Here is a 17,062-nt window from a genome sequence, read left to right as displayed (position 1 = left end):
GGCACCGTGATCCGTCTGCTGCGCGCCCGCTCCGACCTGCCGCTGGCCGACGATCCGTCGGCCCGCTTCCTGTCCTGGATCACCGCCGTCATGGTCTACCTCGCGACCCTGGCCGTCGCCGGCCAGATGGTCGTGTCGGAGATGGCGGCGCGTTGGGACGACGGGCTGTCCGGCGGCGCCACCGCCCAGGTCGTGCCGATGGTCGGCCCCGGCGCCATCCCGGTGGCCGAGCGGGTGGAGACCGCCCTGGCGATCCTGCGCGGCACCCCCGGGGTGGTGGCCGCCACGCCCCTGGACGCCGCGGCCACGGCGCGCCTGATCGAGCCCTGGCTGGGGCCCGACGCCGCCACCGATCCCGACCTGCCGGTGCCGACCGTCATCGACGTCGCCGTCGGCCCGGACGTCGACATTCCCACCCTGGCCCGCCGCCTGGCCGAGGCCGTGCCGGGTGCCAGCCTGGACGGCCACGCGGCCTGGCTGGCGGACCTGCGCGCCTTCGCGCGGGCGGTGGAATGGACCGCGCTGGGGATCGTCGCCCTGGTCGGCGGGGCCGCGGTGATGGCGGTGGTGTTCGCCGTGCGCACGGGCCTGGCGATCCACCGCCACGTGGTGGAGCTGCTGCACCTCATGGGCGCCACCGACCGCTACGTCTCGCACCAGTTCGAATCCCACGTGCTGCGCCTGTGCCTGCGCGGCGGGGTCGCCGGGATCGCCCTGGCCGCGGTCACCCTGGCGGCGGTGGACCGGGCGTCGGCCGGGCTGCGCGCCACCCTGCTGCCGGACTTCGCGCTCAGCGCCGCGCAGTGGGGGGCGCTGGCCCTGGTGCCGCTGGCCGCGTGCGCGCTGGCCGTGCTGACGGCCCGGCGCACGGTCACGCGCACGCTGGAGACCCTGCCGTGACGGGGGGCGCGTGAGCATGGCGCGGCATTTCGGACGGCGCGGCGGCGGCATCGGCCGCTCGATTCTCCACCTCGTCCAGATGGCGGCGTTTGCCACGCTGGTGTGGGCGGCCGGGCTGCTGTGGTTCGTCTCCACCATCCCTCCGGCCGGCCCCCAGGAGACGGGAGACCGGGAGACGGGAGCCACGCTGGCCCGCACCGATGCCATCGTCGTGCTGACCGGCGGCAGCGGACGCCTCTCCAAGGGGCTGGAGCTGCTCGCCGACGGCGCGGCGGAGAAGCTGTTCGTGTCCGGCGTCTACGACGGCGTCGAGGTGCAGGAGCTGCTGCGCCTGTCGCGCCAGGACCCCGGCGAGCTGGAGTGCTGCATCGTCCTGGGCTACGCCGCCGACAACACCATCGGCAACGCCTACGAGACCGCCGACTGGATGGAGGAGCAGGGCTACCGCTCGCTGCGCCTCGTCACCGCCAACTACCACATCCGCCGCAGCCTGCTGGAATTCCGCCTGGCGATGCCCGACCTGGAGATCGTGCCCCATCCCGTCGCCCCCGACGGCCTCGACCTCGAACGCTGGTGGCAGCGGCGTGGCAACGCAAACCTCTTGATCAACGAATACAACAAGTATCTCGTGGCGCTCCTGCGCTTCGAGATCGAGAGGCTCCTCGATTCCTGACCATCCGACGACGGTTTTCCGCGTATGCTCGCCCTTCGTTCCCTCCTCTTCAACCTGGCCTTCTTCGGCTGGACGACGGTGGCCTGCTTCGGCCTGGTCTGGATGCTGCTGCTGCCGCGGCGCCGGATGATCGCGGTGGTGCGCTGGTACCTGCGGGTCGTCGCCTGGCTGGAGCGCACCATCCTCGGCCTCGACTACGAGGTCCGCGGCGCGGACAACCTGCCACGCCACGGCGCCTACATCGTCGCCGCCAAGCACCAGTCGGCGTGGGAAACCATGAAGCTGCATCTGCTGCTCGGCGACCCGGCCATCGTGCTGAAGCGCGAGCTGATGTGGATCCCGCTGTGGGGCTGGTACGCGCGCAAGGCGCGCATGATCGCGGTGAACCGCGGGGCGCGCGGCCGGGCGCTCGCGTCGCTGATCGAGGGCGCCCGGCCGGTGAAGGCGGAGGGCCGGCCCATCGTCATCTTCCCTCAGGGCACCCGCACCGCTCCCGGCACCTACCGCACCTACCGCGTCGGCGTCGGCGCGCTCTACGAAACGCTGGACCTGCCGCTGGTGCCGATCGCCCTCAACTCCGGGCTGTACTGGCCCCGCCGCAGCTTCCTCAAACGGCCGGGCACCATCGTCGTCGAGATCCTTCCGCCGCTTCCGCCCGGCCTGCCGCGGACCGCCGCCATGGAGGAGCTGGAGCGGCGCCTCGAGGACGCCTCGGATCGACTCGTGGTCGCCGCGGGTGGGCCGGCGACCGTCCGCCCGTCCGTCAAGGCCGCGGAATCCGCGGTTTCCGCACAGTCGTGAACGAAACTGTGGATAAAATTGTGGGCTGCTGTCCCGTCAAGAGCACACAGTGTCACCGGCGCGGGTTCAAAAGACATGTGACGGGATTGTGTCATTGCCGCAACGGATCGCGAGGTGCGGCGGCGGAGTCCGGGGCAAACCGACCCCTGGTGCGGTGACACCCTGGCAACTGTTTGTTTATCTTAGGATATTCTCAAGGGATGGCGCCTGCCGGCGAGCGCACGGACCATCGATGGAGAGCGTGCATGGACGGGATCGCGGTCATTTCCCAACAGATCTGGGACATGAAGTACCGGCTCAAGACGGCCGCCGGCGAACCTGTGGACAAATCGGTCGAGGGGACCTGGAGGCGCGTCGCCGACGCTCTTGCGGCAGTGGAAACCCGGCCCGAGGATTGGGCCGACGCGTTCTACGGCGCCCTCGACGACTTCCGCTTCCTTCCCGCCGGGCGGATTCTCGCGGGCGCCGGGACGGGGCGGTCGGTCACGCTCTTCAACTGCTTCGTCATGGGAACCATCGAGGACAGCCTGCCCGGGATCTTCGCCCACCTGCGCGAGGCGGCGATGACGATGCAGCAGGGCGGCGGCATCGGCTACGACTTCTCGCCGCTGCGGCCCAAGGGGGCCGCGGTGCGCGGCGTCGGCGCCGACGCGTCGGGGCCGCTGTCCTTCATGGACGTGTGGGACGCCATGTGCCGCACCATCATGTCGGCCGGCGCCCGGCGCGGGGCGATGATGGCGACCTTGCGCTGCGACCACCCCGACATCGAGGCCTTCATCGACGCCAAGCGCGAGCCCGGCCGGCTGCGCATGTTCAATCTGTCGGTCCTGGTGAGCGACGCCTTCATGGCGGCGGTCGACGCCGACGCCGACTGGCCCCTGGTGTTCGACGGCGCGGTCCACCGCACGCTGCGCGCCCGTGACCTGTGGAACCGCATCATGCAGGCCACCTACGCCTACGCCGAGCCTGGGGTCATCTTCATCGACCGGGTCAACCGGGACAACAACCTGTCCTATGCCGAGGCCATCTCCGCCACCAACCCCTGCGGCGAGCAGCCGCTGCCGCCCTACGGCGCGTGCCTGCTGGGCTCCGTCAACCTCGCCCGCCTGGTCGTCGATCCGTTCGCGCCGACGGCGCGGCTCGACCTCGAGGCGTTGAGGGGGCTGGTTCCGGTCTGCGTGCGGATGATGGACAACGTGGTCGACGCCTCGCGCTTTCCCCTGGAGGAGCAGCGGCGCGAGGCCCGGGCCAAGCGGCGCATCGGCCTGGGCGTCACCGGACTGGCAGACGCCCTGATCCTGTGCGGCGTGCGCTACGGCAGCCCCGCGGCTGTGGCGCTGACGGAGGCCTGGCTGGGCGCGGTGCAGAACGAGGCGTACCGCGCCTCGGCCCTGTTGGCGGCCGAGAAGGGCGCGTTCCCCCTGTACGACCGCGACGCGTTCCTGGCCGCGCCGAAGGTGCGCGCCCTGGAGCCGGACGTCCGCGCCCTGGTGGAGGCGCACGGCGTGCGCAACGCGCTCCTCACCTCGATCGCCCCCACCGGCACGATCTCCCTGTTCGCCGACAACATCTCCTCGGGCATCGAGCCGGTGTTCGCCTACGCCTACGAGCGCTCGGTCCTGCAGCCCGACGGCACGCGCCGCACCGAGGCGGTGAGCGACCACGCCTACCGTCTGTTCCGGGCGCGATTCGGGGCCGACGCGCCGCTGCCCGACAGCTTCGTCGACGCCCAGTCGCTGACCCCGTCGGAGCATGTGGTGATGCAGGCCGCGGCGCAGCGCCACGTCGACAGCTCCATCTCCAAGACCATCAACTGCCCCGAGGACCTGCCCTTCGACGCCTTCCAGGACGTCTACCGCCAGGCCTACGCCCTGGGCTGCAAGGGCTGCACCACCTACCGCCCCAACGCGGTGACCGGCGCCGTCCTGGCGGTGAAGGCGGAGGAGGCCCGGCCGGCCGCCCCCCCCTGCGGGACCCCGGCCGAGCCGGCGCACGCCGACGGCCTGGCCGAGCATGCCCGCCCGCTCGACCGTCCCGACTCGCTGCCCGGCGAAACCTACAAGGTGCGCTGGCCCGACAGCGACCACGCCATGTACATCACCATCAACGACATCGTCGACGCCGGCCGGCGGCGCCCGTTCGAGGTCTTCATCAACTCCAAGAACATGGAGCACTACGCCTGGACCGTGGCGCTGACGCGCATGATCTCGGCGGTGTTCCGGCGCGGCGGCGACGTCTCCTTCGTCGTGGACGAGCTGAAGGCGGTGTTCGACCCGCGCGGCGGCGCCTGGATGCAGGGGCGCTACGTCCCCTCCCTGCTGGCCGCCATCGGCGACGTCATCGAAAAGCACATGACGGCCATCGGCTTCCTGGCCGACCGGGAGGACCGGGCGACCCTGGCCAAGGCCATCGCCGCCCCGGCCGGCGCCCGGACGGCGCCCGGCGCGCAGTGCCCGAAATGCGGCCAGCCCGGCCTGCTGCGCCAGGAGGGCTGCGACCTCTGTCCGTCGTGCGGATACTCCAAGTGCGGCTGACGCACGCGCTGCCGGCACGCCGGTAGGCGCAGCGGCCGCCAGCGGTCAAACCACCTCCGGTGCCACTCCCTTAAGATCGCGCAGGCGCGGCTGGCGCGCGTGCCCCCTGACGCGCGCGTCAGCCGCCGCCGGGCGGCGTTTCACGACGCCCGTCCCCGATCACCGGCCACGGATCGCGTCGCCGGCGCGAATTGCTGCGCGGCACAACAGTCCGTGGCTTGACTTCGTCGTTCCGATATCTGAAAGTTTGTTCATGATCGTGAAACAAGCCGAAAACCTCCTGGCCATCCTCGAGCTGTTCGCCCGGGTCAAGCGGCCACGCACCCTGTCGCAGATCAGCGAGGCGCTGGGCATGCCCAAGTCGTCGACGTTCAATCTGCTGGAGACGCTGGAGGCGCGCGGGCTCATCCACGAGATGCGGCTGTGGGGTGGCTACTACCCGACACGGCGCCTGCTGGTGCTCGCCCAGGAGATCGCCCAGAACGATCCCTTCATCGACCGCTTGCGCCCGGTCCTGACCTGGCTGCAGGAGCAGACCGGCGAGACCGTCCTGCTGGCCCACCGCGCCGACGCCGAGACGGTCTACCTGGAGGTCGTGGAGTCCCAGCACCCCGTCCGCTACTTCGCCCAGACCGGCGACCGCCGGCCGATCCAGGTGACCTCGGGCGGCAAGGCGATCCTCAGCTGCTACAGCGCCGAGGAGCGCGCCCGCCTGTTCGCCAACATCCCGTTCCGCAAGTACCAGGAAAGCACCCTGCCCGACGCCGCGGCGGTGGAGGCCGACATCCGGGCCTCGGTGGCGCGGGGCTGGTTCGAGAACCTCTCGGAGTTCACCACCGACGTGCTCGGCATCGGCATGCCGGTGGTGCTGGATGGCGAGCGGCTGGCCGTCTCGGTGGCCGGACCGAACTTCCGGCTGATGGACAAGCGCGCCGCGGTCGCCGCCCACATCGCCGAGGCGGTGGCCCGCATCGCCGCCCTGTTCTCCCCCCACGAGGACTCCCCATGACTTCCCGGCCCATGACTTCCCGGCCCATGACTTCCCGGCTGACCCGCGGCATCGTCCTCCTGGAAACGGCTCTCCTGGTGGTCGCCTGCCTGTTTCTGTTCCTGATGATGCTGATCGTCTTCGCCGACGTGACGCTGCGCTACCTGTTCAACAGCCCGCTGGGATTCTCCTACGACCTGATCTCGCTCTACCTGATGGTCGGGGTCTTCTTTTTCGGTTTGTCGAACACCCTGCGCCATGACGAGCATGTGCGCGTCGACATCCTCTACCTGCGCCTGCCGGCGGCCCTGCGGCGCTGGGTCGACCGCGTCATCTACACCCTGTCGGCGGCGCTGTTCGCGGCCATCCTGTGGACCGGGCTGCTGCGCGCGCTCGCCAGCACGGCGACGCTGGAGGTGATGGCGACCCTCATCCCCTGGCCGCTCTGGCTCGCCTACTGGATCGTTCCCCTCGGCACCGCCCCCATCCTGCTCCTGTGCGTCCTGCGCGTGGTCGAGCCGCAGACCGGCAGCGACCCGTCCTTCGTCTTCGAGACGCCGGAATGACCGCGCCTCCCGTCCGGCACCACCAGACAAAAAGAAACCTGAGGAAGTCATGACGCCCATCCTCGTCATCGGCGCGCTGTTCCTGCTGCTGGCCATCGGCACCCCGGTCGGCTTCGCCCTGGCGATCGCCGGCGCGCTCGGCCTCTACGTCACGGCCGGCGGTGCGGCGTTGATCGGCATCCTGCAGACCACGCCGTTCTCGGTGGCCAACTCCTACGAGCTCATCACCATCCCCATGTTCATCCTGATGGCGGAGCTGGTGGTGGCCAGCGGCATCGCCGACGGACTGTTCCACGCCATGTCCGTGTGGATGGGCCGGGTCAAGGGCGGGCTCGCCGTCGCCACCGCGCTCGCCGGGGCCGGGTTCGGCGCCATCTCCGGGTCCAGCACCGCGTCCGCCGCGGCGCTGTCGGCCACCTCGATCCCGGCGATGATGCGGGCGGGGTACGAGCCCCGCTTCTCGGCCGGCGTGGTCGCCATCTCCGGCACCCTGGCCATGCTGATCCCGCCGTCCATCGCGCTCGTGCTCTACGGCATCATCGCCGAGGTGCCGATCGCCGATCTGCTGATCGGCGGCGTCGTGCCCGGCGTGCTGGTCACCTTCGCCATCATCCTCACGGTGCGCGTGCTGCTGTGGCGCGATCCCACCCTGGCGCCCGCCGGCCAGAGCCACGACCTGGCCGCCAAGCTGGCCGCCCTGCGGGAGGTCGGCCCGATGCTGGCCCTGCTGTTCATCGTCACCGGCGTCATCTACCTCGGCATCGCCACGCCGACCGAGGCCGCCGCCCTGGGGGCGTTCGGCGCGCTGGTGCTGACGGCGATGCTGGGCCGGCTCGGCCCCCGCTCCCTCAGCCGGGTGCTGGCGCGGGCGACGCGGGCCACCTGCATGATCCTGATGATCGTCGTCGGCGCGCACATCTTCGGCTTCTACCTGACGCTCAGCCAGGTGACCCAGGGCGCGGTGTCCCTGGTCACCAGCCTCGACGTGCCGCCGCGCGTGGTCATCGTGCTCATCGTGATGCTCTACATCCTGATGGGCTGCTTCATGGACCAGCTCGCCATCCTGATCCTGACGGTGCCCATCGCCGTGCCGGCGATCACCGCGCTGGGCTTCGACCCCGTCTGGTTCGGCGTGATCGTCGTGGTGACCGCGGAGGTCGGCATGGTGACGCCACCGCTCGGCCTCAACGTCTTCGTCGTCGCCCGCTACAGCGGCCGCCCGCTGGCCGAGATCTTCTCCGGCATCGCCCCCCACGTGCTGGCCCACCTGCTGGTGATCGGCGCGCTCATCCTGTGGCCCGCACTCGTGCTCTGGCTGCCCGGCACCATGAACCATTGACCCCGCGAGGAACGCCCCCTGTGTCAAAGCCCCGGACCTATTTCGTGCGCGAGGCGGACGTTCCGTCCTATTCGCCCGCCAACCATTCCGGCACCGTCAACCGGCGCCTGATCGGCCGCGAGACGGTCGGCGCCGAGCATGTCGAGGTGGTGCTCGGCACCATCCAGAAAGGCCACGGCGCCCACCCCCACCTCCACGCCGGCATCGAGCAGGTCTGCTACGTGCTGTCCGGCGCGGCGCGGGCCACCGTGGGCGGGCAGGACACCGTGCTGGGCCCCGGCGACTGCTGCTTCTTCCCGGCCGATGAGGAGCACGTCTTCACCGCCGTCAGCGACGAACCCGTGCGCGTCCTCGTCGTCTACGCCCCGCCCTACGCGGAAAAGACCTGAACACCCGGTATCCGACCAACGACACCCAGGAGGAGATTCCCGATGACCGTCCGTTTCCCGCGCCTCCCGCTCGCCGCCGCCGCCGCCGCTGCCGCCGCCGCGGTGGTCGCGACCGCACCCGCCATGGCCGCCGACATCACGCTGAAGCTGGCCGATTCCCTGCCGGCGGGGCACACCATCACCAAGAACGCGACGCTGCATTTCTTCGACCGGGTGAAGGAGCTGAGCGGCGGCAAGGTCGCCTTCCAGCACTATCCGGCGGAGCAGCTGGGCAAGGCCAAGGACCTGCTGACGGTCACCCAGACCGGCCTCGTCGACATCGGCTACATCGTGCCGAGCTACGTCTCCGAAAAGATGCCGCTGGGCGCGGTGGCGGAGCTGCCGGGCGGCTTCACCTCCTCGTGCGAGGGGGCGGCCGCGTTCTGGAGCCTGGCCAAGCCCGGCGGGCTGCTGGACGAGCTGGAGTTCAAGCCCAACGGCGTCCGCGTCCTCTACGTCGTCGCCCTGTCGCCCTACCAGGCGGTGTTCTCGGCCAAGGCCGACTTCAAGGGCTTCGAGGACTTCAAGGGCCGCAAGGTCCGCTCCAACCCCGGGCCCATGGAGCTGAACCTGCGCAACCTCGGCGCCGTGCCCATCCGCATGACGCCGCCCGAGATCTTCGATTCCATGTCCAAGGGCACCATCGACGGCGCCCTGCTCCCCTACACCTCCACCGTCTCCTACGGCATCGACTCCGTCGTGAAGTCGGCGACCATCGGCCAGAACTTCGGCACCGTCGGCATCACCTATTCCATCAACCTCAACACCTGGAACGGCCTGCCCAAGGACGTCCAGGACCAGCTGTCCAAGGCCGGCGAGGAGACCGTGTCCCACGCCTGCGCCCTGTTCGATTCCGAGGAGAGCGCGCTGGCCGACAAGCTCCGGGCCGGCGGCACCACCCTGATCACCTTCACCCCGGAGGAGGAGCAGAAGCTGAAGGACAACTTCACCACGGTCTCCGCCGACTGGGCCAAGGGCCTGGAATCCCGCGGCAAGCCGGCCGAGAAGGTGCTCGCGGCGTTCCGCGCCGCCATCGCCGCCCAGCGCTGAGGCGGCCGACCACCCCCGCCGGCGCGGCCTCACCGCCGCGCCGGCCACACGCCCGTCCCCATCCCGTCCCCAGGAGCGGACCCATGGCCGGCCTGTATTTCGAAGAGTTCACGCCCGGGCGGACCATTGCCCACGCCATCACCCGCACGGTGACCGAGGCGGACAACATGATGTTCAGCTGCCTGACCATGAACCCGCAGCCGCTGCACATCGACCGGCACTTCGCCGCGACGACCGAGTTCGGGCAGCCCCTGGTGAACAGCCTTTTCACCCTCGGCCTGATGATCGGCATCTCGGTGGCCGACACCACGCTGGGCACCACCATCGCCAATCTCGGCATGACCGACGTGCGCTTCCCCAAGCCGGTGTTCCAGGGGGATTCCCTGCGCGTGGAGACCACCGTCGTCGCAACCCGCGACAGCCGATCCCGCCCGGATGCCGGCATCGTCGAGTTCGAGCACCGCGCCTTCAACCAGGACGGCGCCGAGGTTGCCGTGTGCCGCCGCCAGGCCTTCATGCGCCGGCGGCCCGCGGAGGCGTCCCATGCCGCGTGACCCCGCGGCCACGCCCCGCTCCTTCCTGTTCGTCCCCGGCGACGCGCCGGCGAAGATCGCCAAGGCGATCGCCGGCGCGGCCGACGCGGTGATCCTGGACCTGGAGGACGCGGTGGCCCCCGGGCGCAAGGACGAGGCGCTGGCGCTGGTGCGCGACGCCCTCGCCGCCGCCTCGGGCGGCGGGCCGGCGCTGTACGTGCGGCTGAACGGCACCGATCCCGCCCGCGCCGTGCGCGAGCTGGCCGCCTTGCCCCTGGCCCGGCTGGCCGGGGTGCTCTGGCCCAAGCTGGAGTCGGTGCGCCAGCTCGACCCCGTCGCCCACGCGCTCGACGCCCTGGAGGCCCGCGACGGCATCGCGCCGGGGCGCATCGGGGTGATCGGCATCGTCACGGAAACGCCGGCGTCGCTGCTGGCCGGCGCCGACCTCGGCCGCGGCCATCCCCGGCTGCGCGGCTACACCTGGGGCGTGGAGGACCTGTCGGCCGCGCTCGGCCGGGCTCCCCTGCCGGGGGGGCACGACACGACCGCGACGCTGGCCGCCCACGCCCAGATGTTCTGCCTGCTGGCCGCCACCGCCGCCGGCGTCACCCCCATCGACGCCGCCGACCCCGATTTCCGCAACCCGGGGGCCCTGACGGCCGCGACGCGGCGGGCCGCCGACCTCGGCTTCCGTGCCCGTCTCGCCATCCATCCGGCACAGATCGCGCCGATCCACGACGGCCTGGCCGCCGACGCCGCCACCATCGACTGGGCACGCCGTGTCGTCGCCCTGGCGGCGGACCAGCCCGACGTCTCGGCGTTCCAGCTCGACGGGCGCATGGTCGACCGCCCCCACATCGCGACCGCGCGCGCCATCCTTCACCGACTGCAGGCCCCATGATCCCCCTTCTCACCGGCATACGGGTCGTCGACGTCACCTCCATCATTCTCGGCCCGTTCGCCGGGCAGATCCTGGCCGACCTCGGCGCCGAGGTGATCAAGGTGGAGCCCCTCGACGGCGACCTCGCGCGGACCGTCCATCCCACCGCGGGCGGCGGGCGCAGCGCCATGTACCTCAACAACAACCGCAACAAGCGCAGCCTCGCCGTCGACCTCAAGACCGAGGCCGGCAAGGACGTGCTGCGCCGCCTCGTCGCCCGCTCCGGCGTGCTGCTGCACAACATGCGGGTCGACGCCATCACCCGCCTCGGGTTCGGCTTCGCCCAGGCCAAGGCGATCAACCCGCGCATCATCTACTGCTCCGCCATCGGCTTCGGCCAGGACGGCCGCTACCGCGACCGTCCCGCCTTCGACGACGTGATCCAGGCCGCCTCCGGCCTCGCCATGCTGCCGGCCCATGTCGGGCAGGACCCGGCCTATGTCCCGAGCGTCGTGGCCGACAAGGTGGCCGCCCTCTACGCCGCCTATGGCGTGCTGGCGGCGGTCGCCGCCCAGGCGCGCGGCCTGGTCGAGGCGGTGGAGGTCGAGGTGCCGATGTTCGAGGCGCTGGTCGGCTTCCTGCTGAACGAGCATCTCGCCGCCGCCACCTTCACGCCTGAGGCGGAGGGCGCCGGCTATCACCGCCTGTTCTCGCGCAACCGCCGGCCGTACCGCACGCGGGACGGCTGGGTCGCCGCCCTGCCCTACACCGGCGAGCAATGGCGCCGCATCCTGGTGGAGATCGGCCGCGACGACCTCGTCACCGCCGCCTGGTTCGCCGACGCCGGCGAGCGCAGCCGCCGCATCGACCAGCTCTACGCCGCCCTGGCCGAGGGGGTGGCGGGGCGCGGCACGGCGGAGTGGCTGGAGACCTTCGCGCGGCTGGACATCCCCTATTCCAAGGTGAACGACCTGAACGATCTGCTGAACGACCCGCACCTCGCCGATGTCGGCTTCTTCGCCGCCGGTGGGCAGGCGGATGCCGGCGCGCACCGGGCCCTGCGCCAGCCCGTGGTCTTCCGCGGCGCCCCCGTCGAGCCGGACCGCGGTGCCCCCGACGTCGGCGCCGATACCCGGACCATTCTCGCCTCCCTCGGGCTGTCCGACGCCGAGATCGGCGGGCTCGAGGCGGCCGGCGTCGTCCGCAGCCCGACCGGAGAGCCCCATGCCTGAGCCGACCACCCCCCCGACCGCCCCCCCGGCCGGCCATGCCGCCGCCGGCACCACCGCCGCCGCCGACGCCGACTACGTGAAGATCGGCACCGGCTTCCATTTCGAGGATCTGACGCCCGGACAGCGCTTCCGCACCGCCGGGCGCACCATCACCGAGGCGGACCTGTCCGCCTTCTGCAATCTGACCTGGCTGACCGAGGAGCTGTTCACCAACAGGGCCGCGCGCGAGGGCGCGGCGCTGCCGGCGCAGGTGGTGCCCGGCGCCCTGGTCTACGCCTTCGCCGAGGGGCTGCTGCTGCCCATGATGCAGGACACCGGCCTGGCGTTCCTGCACGCCGATCTGGCGGTCAAGGCGCCCACCGTGGTGGGCGACACGATCACCGTCTACTGCCAGGTCACCGAGGCCCGGCGGACGTCGGCGGGGGATCGCGGCCTGGTCCGCACGCTCAACAGCGTGCGCCGCCACGACGGGCTGGAGGTGCTGTCCTACACCCCCCTGCGCATGATCAAGGCGCGCGCCCCGTGAGAACCGCCCCGCCCCGCCCCGCCGGCAGGACCGGACGGGGCGGGGCGGCGCCGGCCGGCGGGTCAGTACATGTGCTGGCCGCCGTTGACCGACAGGGTCGACCCGGTCATGAAGCCGTTGTCGTCGTCGACGAGGTAGAGCACCGCCTTGGCGATCTCCGAGGCCTTGCCGAGGCGGCCGACGGGGATGCGGGCGACGATCTTCTCCAGGACGTTGGCCGGGACCGCGCGCACCATGTCGGTGTCGATGTAGCCCGGCGCGATGGCGTTGACCGTGATGCCCTTGGCCGCGCTCTCCTGGGCCAGCGCCTTGGTGAAGCCGTGGATGCCGGACTTGGCGGCGGCGTAGTTGACCTGGCCGTACTGGCCGGCCTGGCCGTTCACCGAGCCGATGTTGACGATCCGCCCGAAGCCGCGCTCGCGCATGCCGTCGATGACGTTGCGGCACATGTTGAAGCAGGACGACAGGTTGGTGTGGATCACCGCCTCCCACTGCGGGTAGCTCATGCGGTGCATCACCCCGTCTCGGGTGATGCCGGCGTTGTTGACGAGCACCTCGATCGGCCCGAGGTCGGCGGCGATCCGCGCGCAGCCGTCCTTGCAGGCGTCGAAGCTGGCGACGTCGAACTTGTAGACGGGAATGCCGGTGCGCGCCGAGAACTCCTTCGCCGCCTCGTCGTTGCCGGCGTAGGTCGCGGCGACCGCATACCCCGCGTCCTTCAAGGCCACGCAGACCGCCTCGCCGATGCCGCGCGTGCCTCCGGTGACTACTGCAACTCGTGCCATGGGCTTCTCCCCCTAGAGATGTGGTCTTTGATTGAGTTGATTGGGCCCTCGGGGCCGTCCCGTCGCCGGGACGGCCCGACGGCCGGCCGTCAGTCGCGCGCGACGCAGAGGGCGATGCCCATGCCGCCGCCGATGCACAGGGTCGCCAGCCCCTTCTTGGCGTCGCGCTTCTGCATCTCGTGCAGCAGGGTCACCAGGACGCGGGCCCCCGACGCGCCGACCGGATGGCCGAGCGCGATGGCGCCGCCGTTGACGTTCACCTTCGCCGGGTCCCAGCCGAGATCCTTGTTGACCGCAAGGGCCTGGGCCGCGAACGCCTCGTTGGCCTCGATCAGGTCGAGCTCGTCGATGGACCAGCCGGCCTTCTCCAGCGCCTTGCGGGTGGCCGGGATCGGGCCGGTGCCCATCACCGCGGGGTCGACACCGGCGGTGGCCCAGGCAACGATGCGGGCCAGCGGGGCGACGCCGCGCCGCGCCGCGTTGTCGGCCGACATCAGCACCAGGGCGGCGGCGCCGTCGTTGATGCCCGACGCGTTGCCGGCGGTCACCGTCCCCTCCTTGGAGAAGGCCGGACGCAGCCGCCCCAGCGTCTCCCGGGTGGTGCCGTGCTTGGGATACTCGTCGGCGTCGACCACCACGTCGCCCTTGCGGCCCTTGATGGTCACCGGAACGATCTCGTCGGCGAAGCGGCCGCCCTTCTGGGCCGCCTCGGCCTTCTGCTGCGACGCCACGGCGAACTCGTCCTGCTCGTCGCGGGTGAGCTGCCATTTCTGGGCGACGTTCTCCGCGGTGGTGCCCATGTGGTAGCCGTGGAACGCGTCCCACAGGCCGTCCTTCAGCATGGTGTCCAGCATTTCGGCGCCGCCCATCTTGACGCCGTTGCGCAGGTGCATGACGTGGGGCGCCATGCTCATACTCTCCTGGCCGCCGACCACCATCACGTCGGCGTCACCCTCGCGGATCGCCTGATGGCCGAGCGCCACCGCGCGCAGGCCCGAGCCGCAGAGCTGGTTGATGCCGAAGGCGGTCGCCGAGGCGGGAATGCCGGCGTTGATCGCCGCCTGGCGGGCCGGGTTCTGGCCCTGGCCGGCGGTCAGGATCTGGCCCAAGATGACTTCGTTGACCTCGCCGGCCTCCACCTTGGCACGGGTCAGCGCCTCGCGGATGGCGACCTCGCCAAGGGTGTGCGCGGGCACGGAACTCAGGGTGCCGTTGAACGAGCCCACGGGGGTTCGGGCGGCGCCGGCGATAACGACCTCGGTCATGTTGCGCTCCTCGGGGTTGGCAGATTTATTATGCTTGTCGAATGAAGACCGTTGGTGCCCACCTTAGTTGCAAGACTGCGGTGACGCAAGACGGGCGAGGCCTTGCGCCTATGCCGTCGTCATAAGCCATTCGGCAATAGGCCGCCACACCGCGGACTCCGCTCCGGCGCTCACGACCATGCCAATATGGCCCAACGGCGGCACCATCATTTGCGCGCCCGGTATGGTACGCGCCAAGGCCTTGGCCGACGCTGGCGGAACGATGCGGTCGCGTTCCGGCACCAGGGCCAGGGTGGGCATCGACACGGCGGCCGGATCCACCGGCAGTCCGCCGACGATCCAGGCGCCGCGGGCCGTGTCGTTGCGCCCGTACCAGCCGGCCAGGGTGTCGCGGGCCACCGCCGCGGCCAGCGGAACGCCGTCGTTGAGCCAGTCCTCCAGGGCCACGAAGGCGCGGGCCGCGGGGCTGTCCGGGTCCATGCGGGCGAACTGGCTGAATTTCTTCAGCGCCAGCAGCGGGTCGAGCTGCGCGAACAGCGCCTGTATGGCGTCAACCGGCAGTTCCCCCCAGCCGTCGACCAGCGGCCCGAAGGGTTGGAAGGCCGCGGCGGCGCGGCGCGCCAGCGCCGCGTCCTCGGCGTGGAAGTCCCAGGGCGTCGCCAGCAGCAGCAGCGACGAAATGTCGCGGGGTCGGCGCACCGCCAGCGCGGTGGCCAGCAGCCCGCCCATGCAGTATCCGGCGACGGCGACCGGTCCGCCGCAGCGCGCCAGCGCCGCGTCGAGCGCCCGGTCCAGGCGCCCGGCAATGTAGTCGGTGAGCGTGAAGCGGCGCTCCACCGCCCCCACCGTGCCCCAGTCCAGCAGCAGCGGCCGCACCCCCCGCGCCGCCAGCCAGCGCATCAGGCTGCGGTCTTCCGACAGGTCGAGCACGTAGGCGCGGTTGACCAGCGACGGCACGACCAGCACGGGCACGCCGCCGGACGGGCCGAAGTCCAGCAGCCGGCTGCCGCCCTCGCGCCACGCCACCGGCGGATCGGCCAGCGCACGCCGGTAGGGATGGTGGCGGTAGCGCTCCAGCCCGGTCAACACCCGGTCGAGACGCCGCCGCAGCTCGCGGTCAAGCGCCTGGTGGAGGGCGTCGGGATCGGCCCCGGCGAGGAGCGGCTGCAGCGCCGCCGCCCTCTCCTGCAGATGCGGTTTCCAGGGCAGCGAGCCGGCCCTCGAGGGCCGCAACCCGGCCGGCGAGCCCAGCAGCATCGCCGTCACCGTCGCCAGATGAAGGCCCAGGGGGCGTGGCCCCTGGCGCAGGCGCGGCGCCGTCATGGCCGCCCCCGGCCGGCCCGGCGGGGGCTGGGCGGGGGCCACGGGAGCCGGACGGCGGCGGCGCGGTGTCGGTGTGCGGCCATGGCTGCGACGCTTCAGGGTTGGAGGCTGCCGGGTCGGGGGACGCCGGGGCGGCGGCCGGGCGTGGGTCCCAGCCGGTGCCCGCGGTTCCGAAGGCGAAGGGGGCGAGCGACGCCGCGGTCTGGCCCATCGCCTGGAACAGCCGGGCCAGCGTCTCCGCCGCCGCCGGGTCCGCGGCCACCGCGGCCCACTGCTCCTGCCACAGGTCGAGGTAGCGGCGCGCCAGAGCCTCGAGGGACGGAGGGTCGGAGTCGGTGGGGTCGGCCATGTCCGTCAGTATAGGCGGCGCGCCTCCCCCTTGGCCAGTGCCAGCGTGCCGGCGACCCGGCCGCGCCAAACGCCGCTTCGATCACCGGATCCTTGTCAAAAGCTTGCCAGTCCCGCTGACATAGCGTAGGTCTACACAATGCGCGATTGCCGCCGGACGCTCCGTATCGAAAGACCCGCGATGGCCGACAAGGAAGATCAGAAGTCCGCTCCGATCACGATCAAGAAGTACGCCAACCGTCGCCTCTACAACACGGCGACCAGCAGTTACGTGACGCTGGATCACCTGTGCCAGATGGTGAAGGATGGCCTGGACTTCGTCGTGTACGATGCCAAGACCGGAGAGGACATCACCCGCTCCGTGCTGACCCAGATCATCGTCGAGGAGGAGAGCAAGGGGCAGAACCTGCTGCCGATCAGCTTCCTTCGCCAGCTCATCGGCTTCTACGGCGACAACATGCAGTGGATGGTGCCCCGGTACCTCGAATACAGCATGCAATCGTTCGCCCGGAACCAGGAGCAGATGCGCGACTACTTCCAGAACACGCTGGGCGGCATGTTCCCGTTCGGGCGGCTGGAGGAGGTCGGCAAGCAGAACCTGGCGATGTTCGAGCGTGCCATGCGCATGTTCACGCCGTTCGGCGCCCAGGAGGAGGGCGATGCCGCTCCCGGGGCGCCGCGCGGCCCGGCGCCGAAGAGCGAGGGTGAGCAGTCCCTGGAGGAGATGCAGAAGCGCATCGACGACCTGCAGAAGCAACTGTCCACCATCAACAAGCCGGCGAAGCCGCCGGCCAAGTGATCGGCCAGCACGCCGGCGACGCCGCCGGCCAGGTGATCGGCCGTGCACCGCGGGGCGTGCCGCACGCTCCGCGTCCCGGCGGGTGGCCGCGG

Annotated in this window: 17 protein-coding genes; 14 read left to right on the top strand and 3 right to left on the bottom strand. The window is 71.2% G+C overall.

The features are described 5' to 3' along the window. Positions 1–6 precede the first annotated feature (6 nt). The 13 genes from AC6H2I_RS05340 (at position 7) to AC6H2I_RS05280 (ending at position 12,450) form a co-directional block, all read left to right on the top strand. Complete coding sequence (locus AC6H2I_RS05340; protein ID WP_497499546.1) at positions 7–900, top strand: cell division protein FtsX; 894 nt, start codon at positions 7–9, stop codon at positions 898–900. Between the two features lie 16 nt (positions 901–916). Then, positions 917–1,573: a YdcF family protein gene (locus AC6H2I_RS05335; protein ID WP_497499545.1), complete on the top strand. Its 657-nt coding sequence runs from the start codon at positions 917–919 to the stop codon at positions 1,571–1,573. 24 nt (positions 1,574–1,597) lie between these two features. Beyond that, positions 1,598–2,374 (top strand): lysophospholipid acyltransferase family protein, encoded by a 777-nt coding sequence (locus AC6H2I_RS05330; RefSeq protein ID WP_497499544.1) that lies wholly within the window; start codon positions 1,598–1,600, stop codon positions 2,372–2,374. Positions 2,375–2,619: 245 nt separating this feature from the next. After that, positions 2,620–4,908: an adenosylcobalamin-dependent ribonucleoside-diphosphate reductase gene (locus tag AC6H2I_RS05325; RefSeq protein WP_497499543.1), complete on the top strand. Its 2,289-nt coding sequence runs from the start codon at positions 2,620–2,622 to the stop codon at positions 4,906–4,908. A 253-nt stretch (positions 4,909–5,161) separates the two neighbouring features. Next, positions 5,162–5,917 carry an IclR family transcriptional regulator gene (locus AC6H2I_RS05320; protein ID WP_497499542.1) on the top strand — a complete coding sequence of 252 codons (756 nt, stop codon included), beginning with the start codon at positions 5,162–5,164 and terminating at the stop codon, positions 5,915–5,917. A 26-nt stretch (positions 5,918–5,943) separates the two neighbouring features. Continuing rightward, positions 5,944–6,462, top strand: coding sequence for a TRAP transporter small permease (locus AC6H2I_RS05315; RefSeq protein ID WP_497499541.1), 519 nt, complete (start codon positions 5,944–5,946; stop codon positions 6,460–6,462). Positions 6,463–6,511: 49 nt separating this feature from the next. Further along, a complete protein-coding gene (locus AC6H2I_RS05310) occupies positions 6,512–7,801 on the top strand; it encodes a TRAP transporter large permease (RefSeq protein WP_497499540.1) in 1,290 nt (429 codons plus the stop codon). Between the two features lie 20 nt (positions 7,802–7,821). Continuing rightward, the gene (locus AC6H2I_RS05305; protein ID WP_497499539.1) at positions 7,822–8,190 is read left to right on the top strand and encodes a cupin domain-containing protein; all 369 of its coding nucleotides are present in this window, start codon (positions 7,822–7,824) and stop codon (positions 8,188–8,190) included. 42 nt (positions 8,191–8,232) lie between these two features. Next, positions 8,233–9,279, top strand: a complete 1,047-nt coding sequence (locus AC6H2I_RS05300; RefSeq protein WP_497499538.1) for a TRAP transporter substrate-binding protein — start codon at positions 8,233–8,235, stop codon at positions 9,277–9,279. A gap of 83 nt (positions 9,280–9,362) precedes the next feature. Next, complete coding sequence (locus AC6H2I_RS05295) at positions 9,363–9,833, top strand: MaoC family dehydratase (RefSeq protein WP_497499537.1); 471 nt, start codon at positions 9,363–9,365, stop codon at positions 9,831–9,833. Further along, positions 9,823–10,713, top strand: a complete 891-nt coding sequence (locus AC6H2I_RS05290) for an HpcH/HpaI aldolase/citrate lyase family protein (RefSeq protein WP_497499536.1) — start codon at positions 9,823–9,825, stop codon at positions 10,711–10,713. The genes AC6H2I_RS05295 and AC6H2I_RS05290 overlap by 11 nt, the downstream gene beginning before the upstream one ends. Next, positions 10,710–11,924, top strand: a complete 1,215-nt coding sequence (locus tag AC6H2I_RS05285) for a CaiB/BaiF CoA transferase family protein (protein ID WP_497499535.1) — start codon at positions 10,710–10,712, stop codon at positions 11,922–11,924. Before AC6H2I_RS05290 ends, AC6H2I_RS05285 begins: the two co-directional genes overlap by 4 nt. Continuing rightward, a complete protein-coding gene (locus AC6H2I_RS05280) occupies positions 11,917–12,450 on the top strand; it encodes a MaoC family dehydratase (RefSeq protein WP_497499534.1) in 534 nt (177 codons plus the stop codon). Before AC6H2I_RS05285 ends, AC6H2I_RS05280 begins: the two co-directional genes overlap by 8 nt. Before the next feature lie 62 nt (positions 12,451–12,512). Here the strand turns inward: AC6H2I_RS05280 and phbB are convergent, their stop codons facing one another. The 3 genes from phbB to AC6H2I_RS05265 form a co-directional block, all read right to left on the bottom strand. After that, positions 12,513–13,235: an acetoacetyl-CoA reductase gene (phbB, locus tag AC6H2I_RS05275; protein ID WP_497499533.1), complete on the bottom strand. Its 723-nt coding sequence runs from the start codon at positions 13,233–13,235 to the stop codon at positions 12,513–12,515. Between the two features lie 89 nt (positions 13,236–13,324). Further along, a complete protein-coding gene (locus AC6H2I_RS05270) occupies positions 13,325–14,500 on the bottom strand; it encodes an acetyl-CoA C-acetyltransferase (protein ID WP_497499532.1) in 1,176 nt (391 codons plus the stop codon). Between the two features lie 108 nt (positions 14,501–14,608). Continuing rightward, positions 14,609–15,823: an alpha/beta fold hydrolase gene (locus AC6H2I_RS05265; protein ID WP_497499531.1), complete on the bottom strand. Its 1,215-nt coding sequence runs from the start codon at positions 15,821–15,823 to the stop codon at positions 14,609–14,611. Positions 15,824–16,352: 529 nt separating this feature from the next. On the opposite strand from AC6H2I_RS05265, the gene phaR reads away from it, so the two are divergent. Next, a complete protein-coding gene (gene phaR / locus AC6H2I_RS05260; RefSeq protein WP_497499530.1) occupies positions 16,353–16,970 on the top strand; it encodes a polyhydroxyalkanoate synthesis repressor PhaR in 618 nt (205 codons plus the stop codon). Positions 16,971–17,062 lie beyond the last annotated feature (92 nt).

The organism is Azospirillum sp. NS33, from assembly GCF_059703765.1.
The sequence above is the reverse complement of the archived record's forward strand: the minus strand, read 5'-3'. Positions and strand labels throughout refer to the sequence as shown.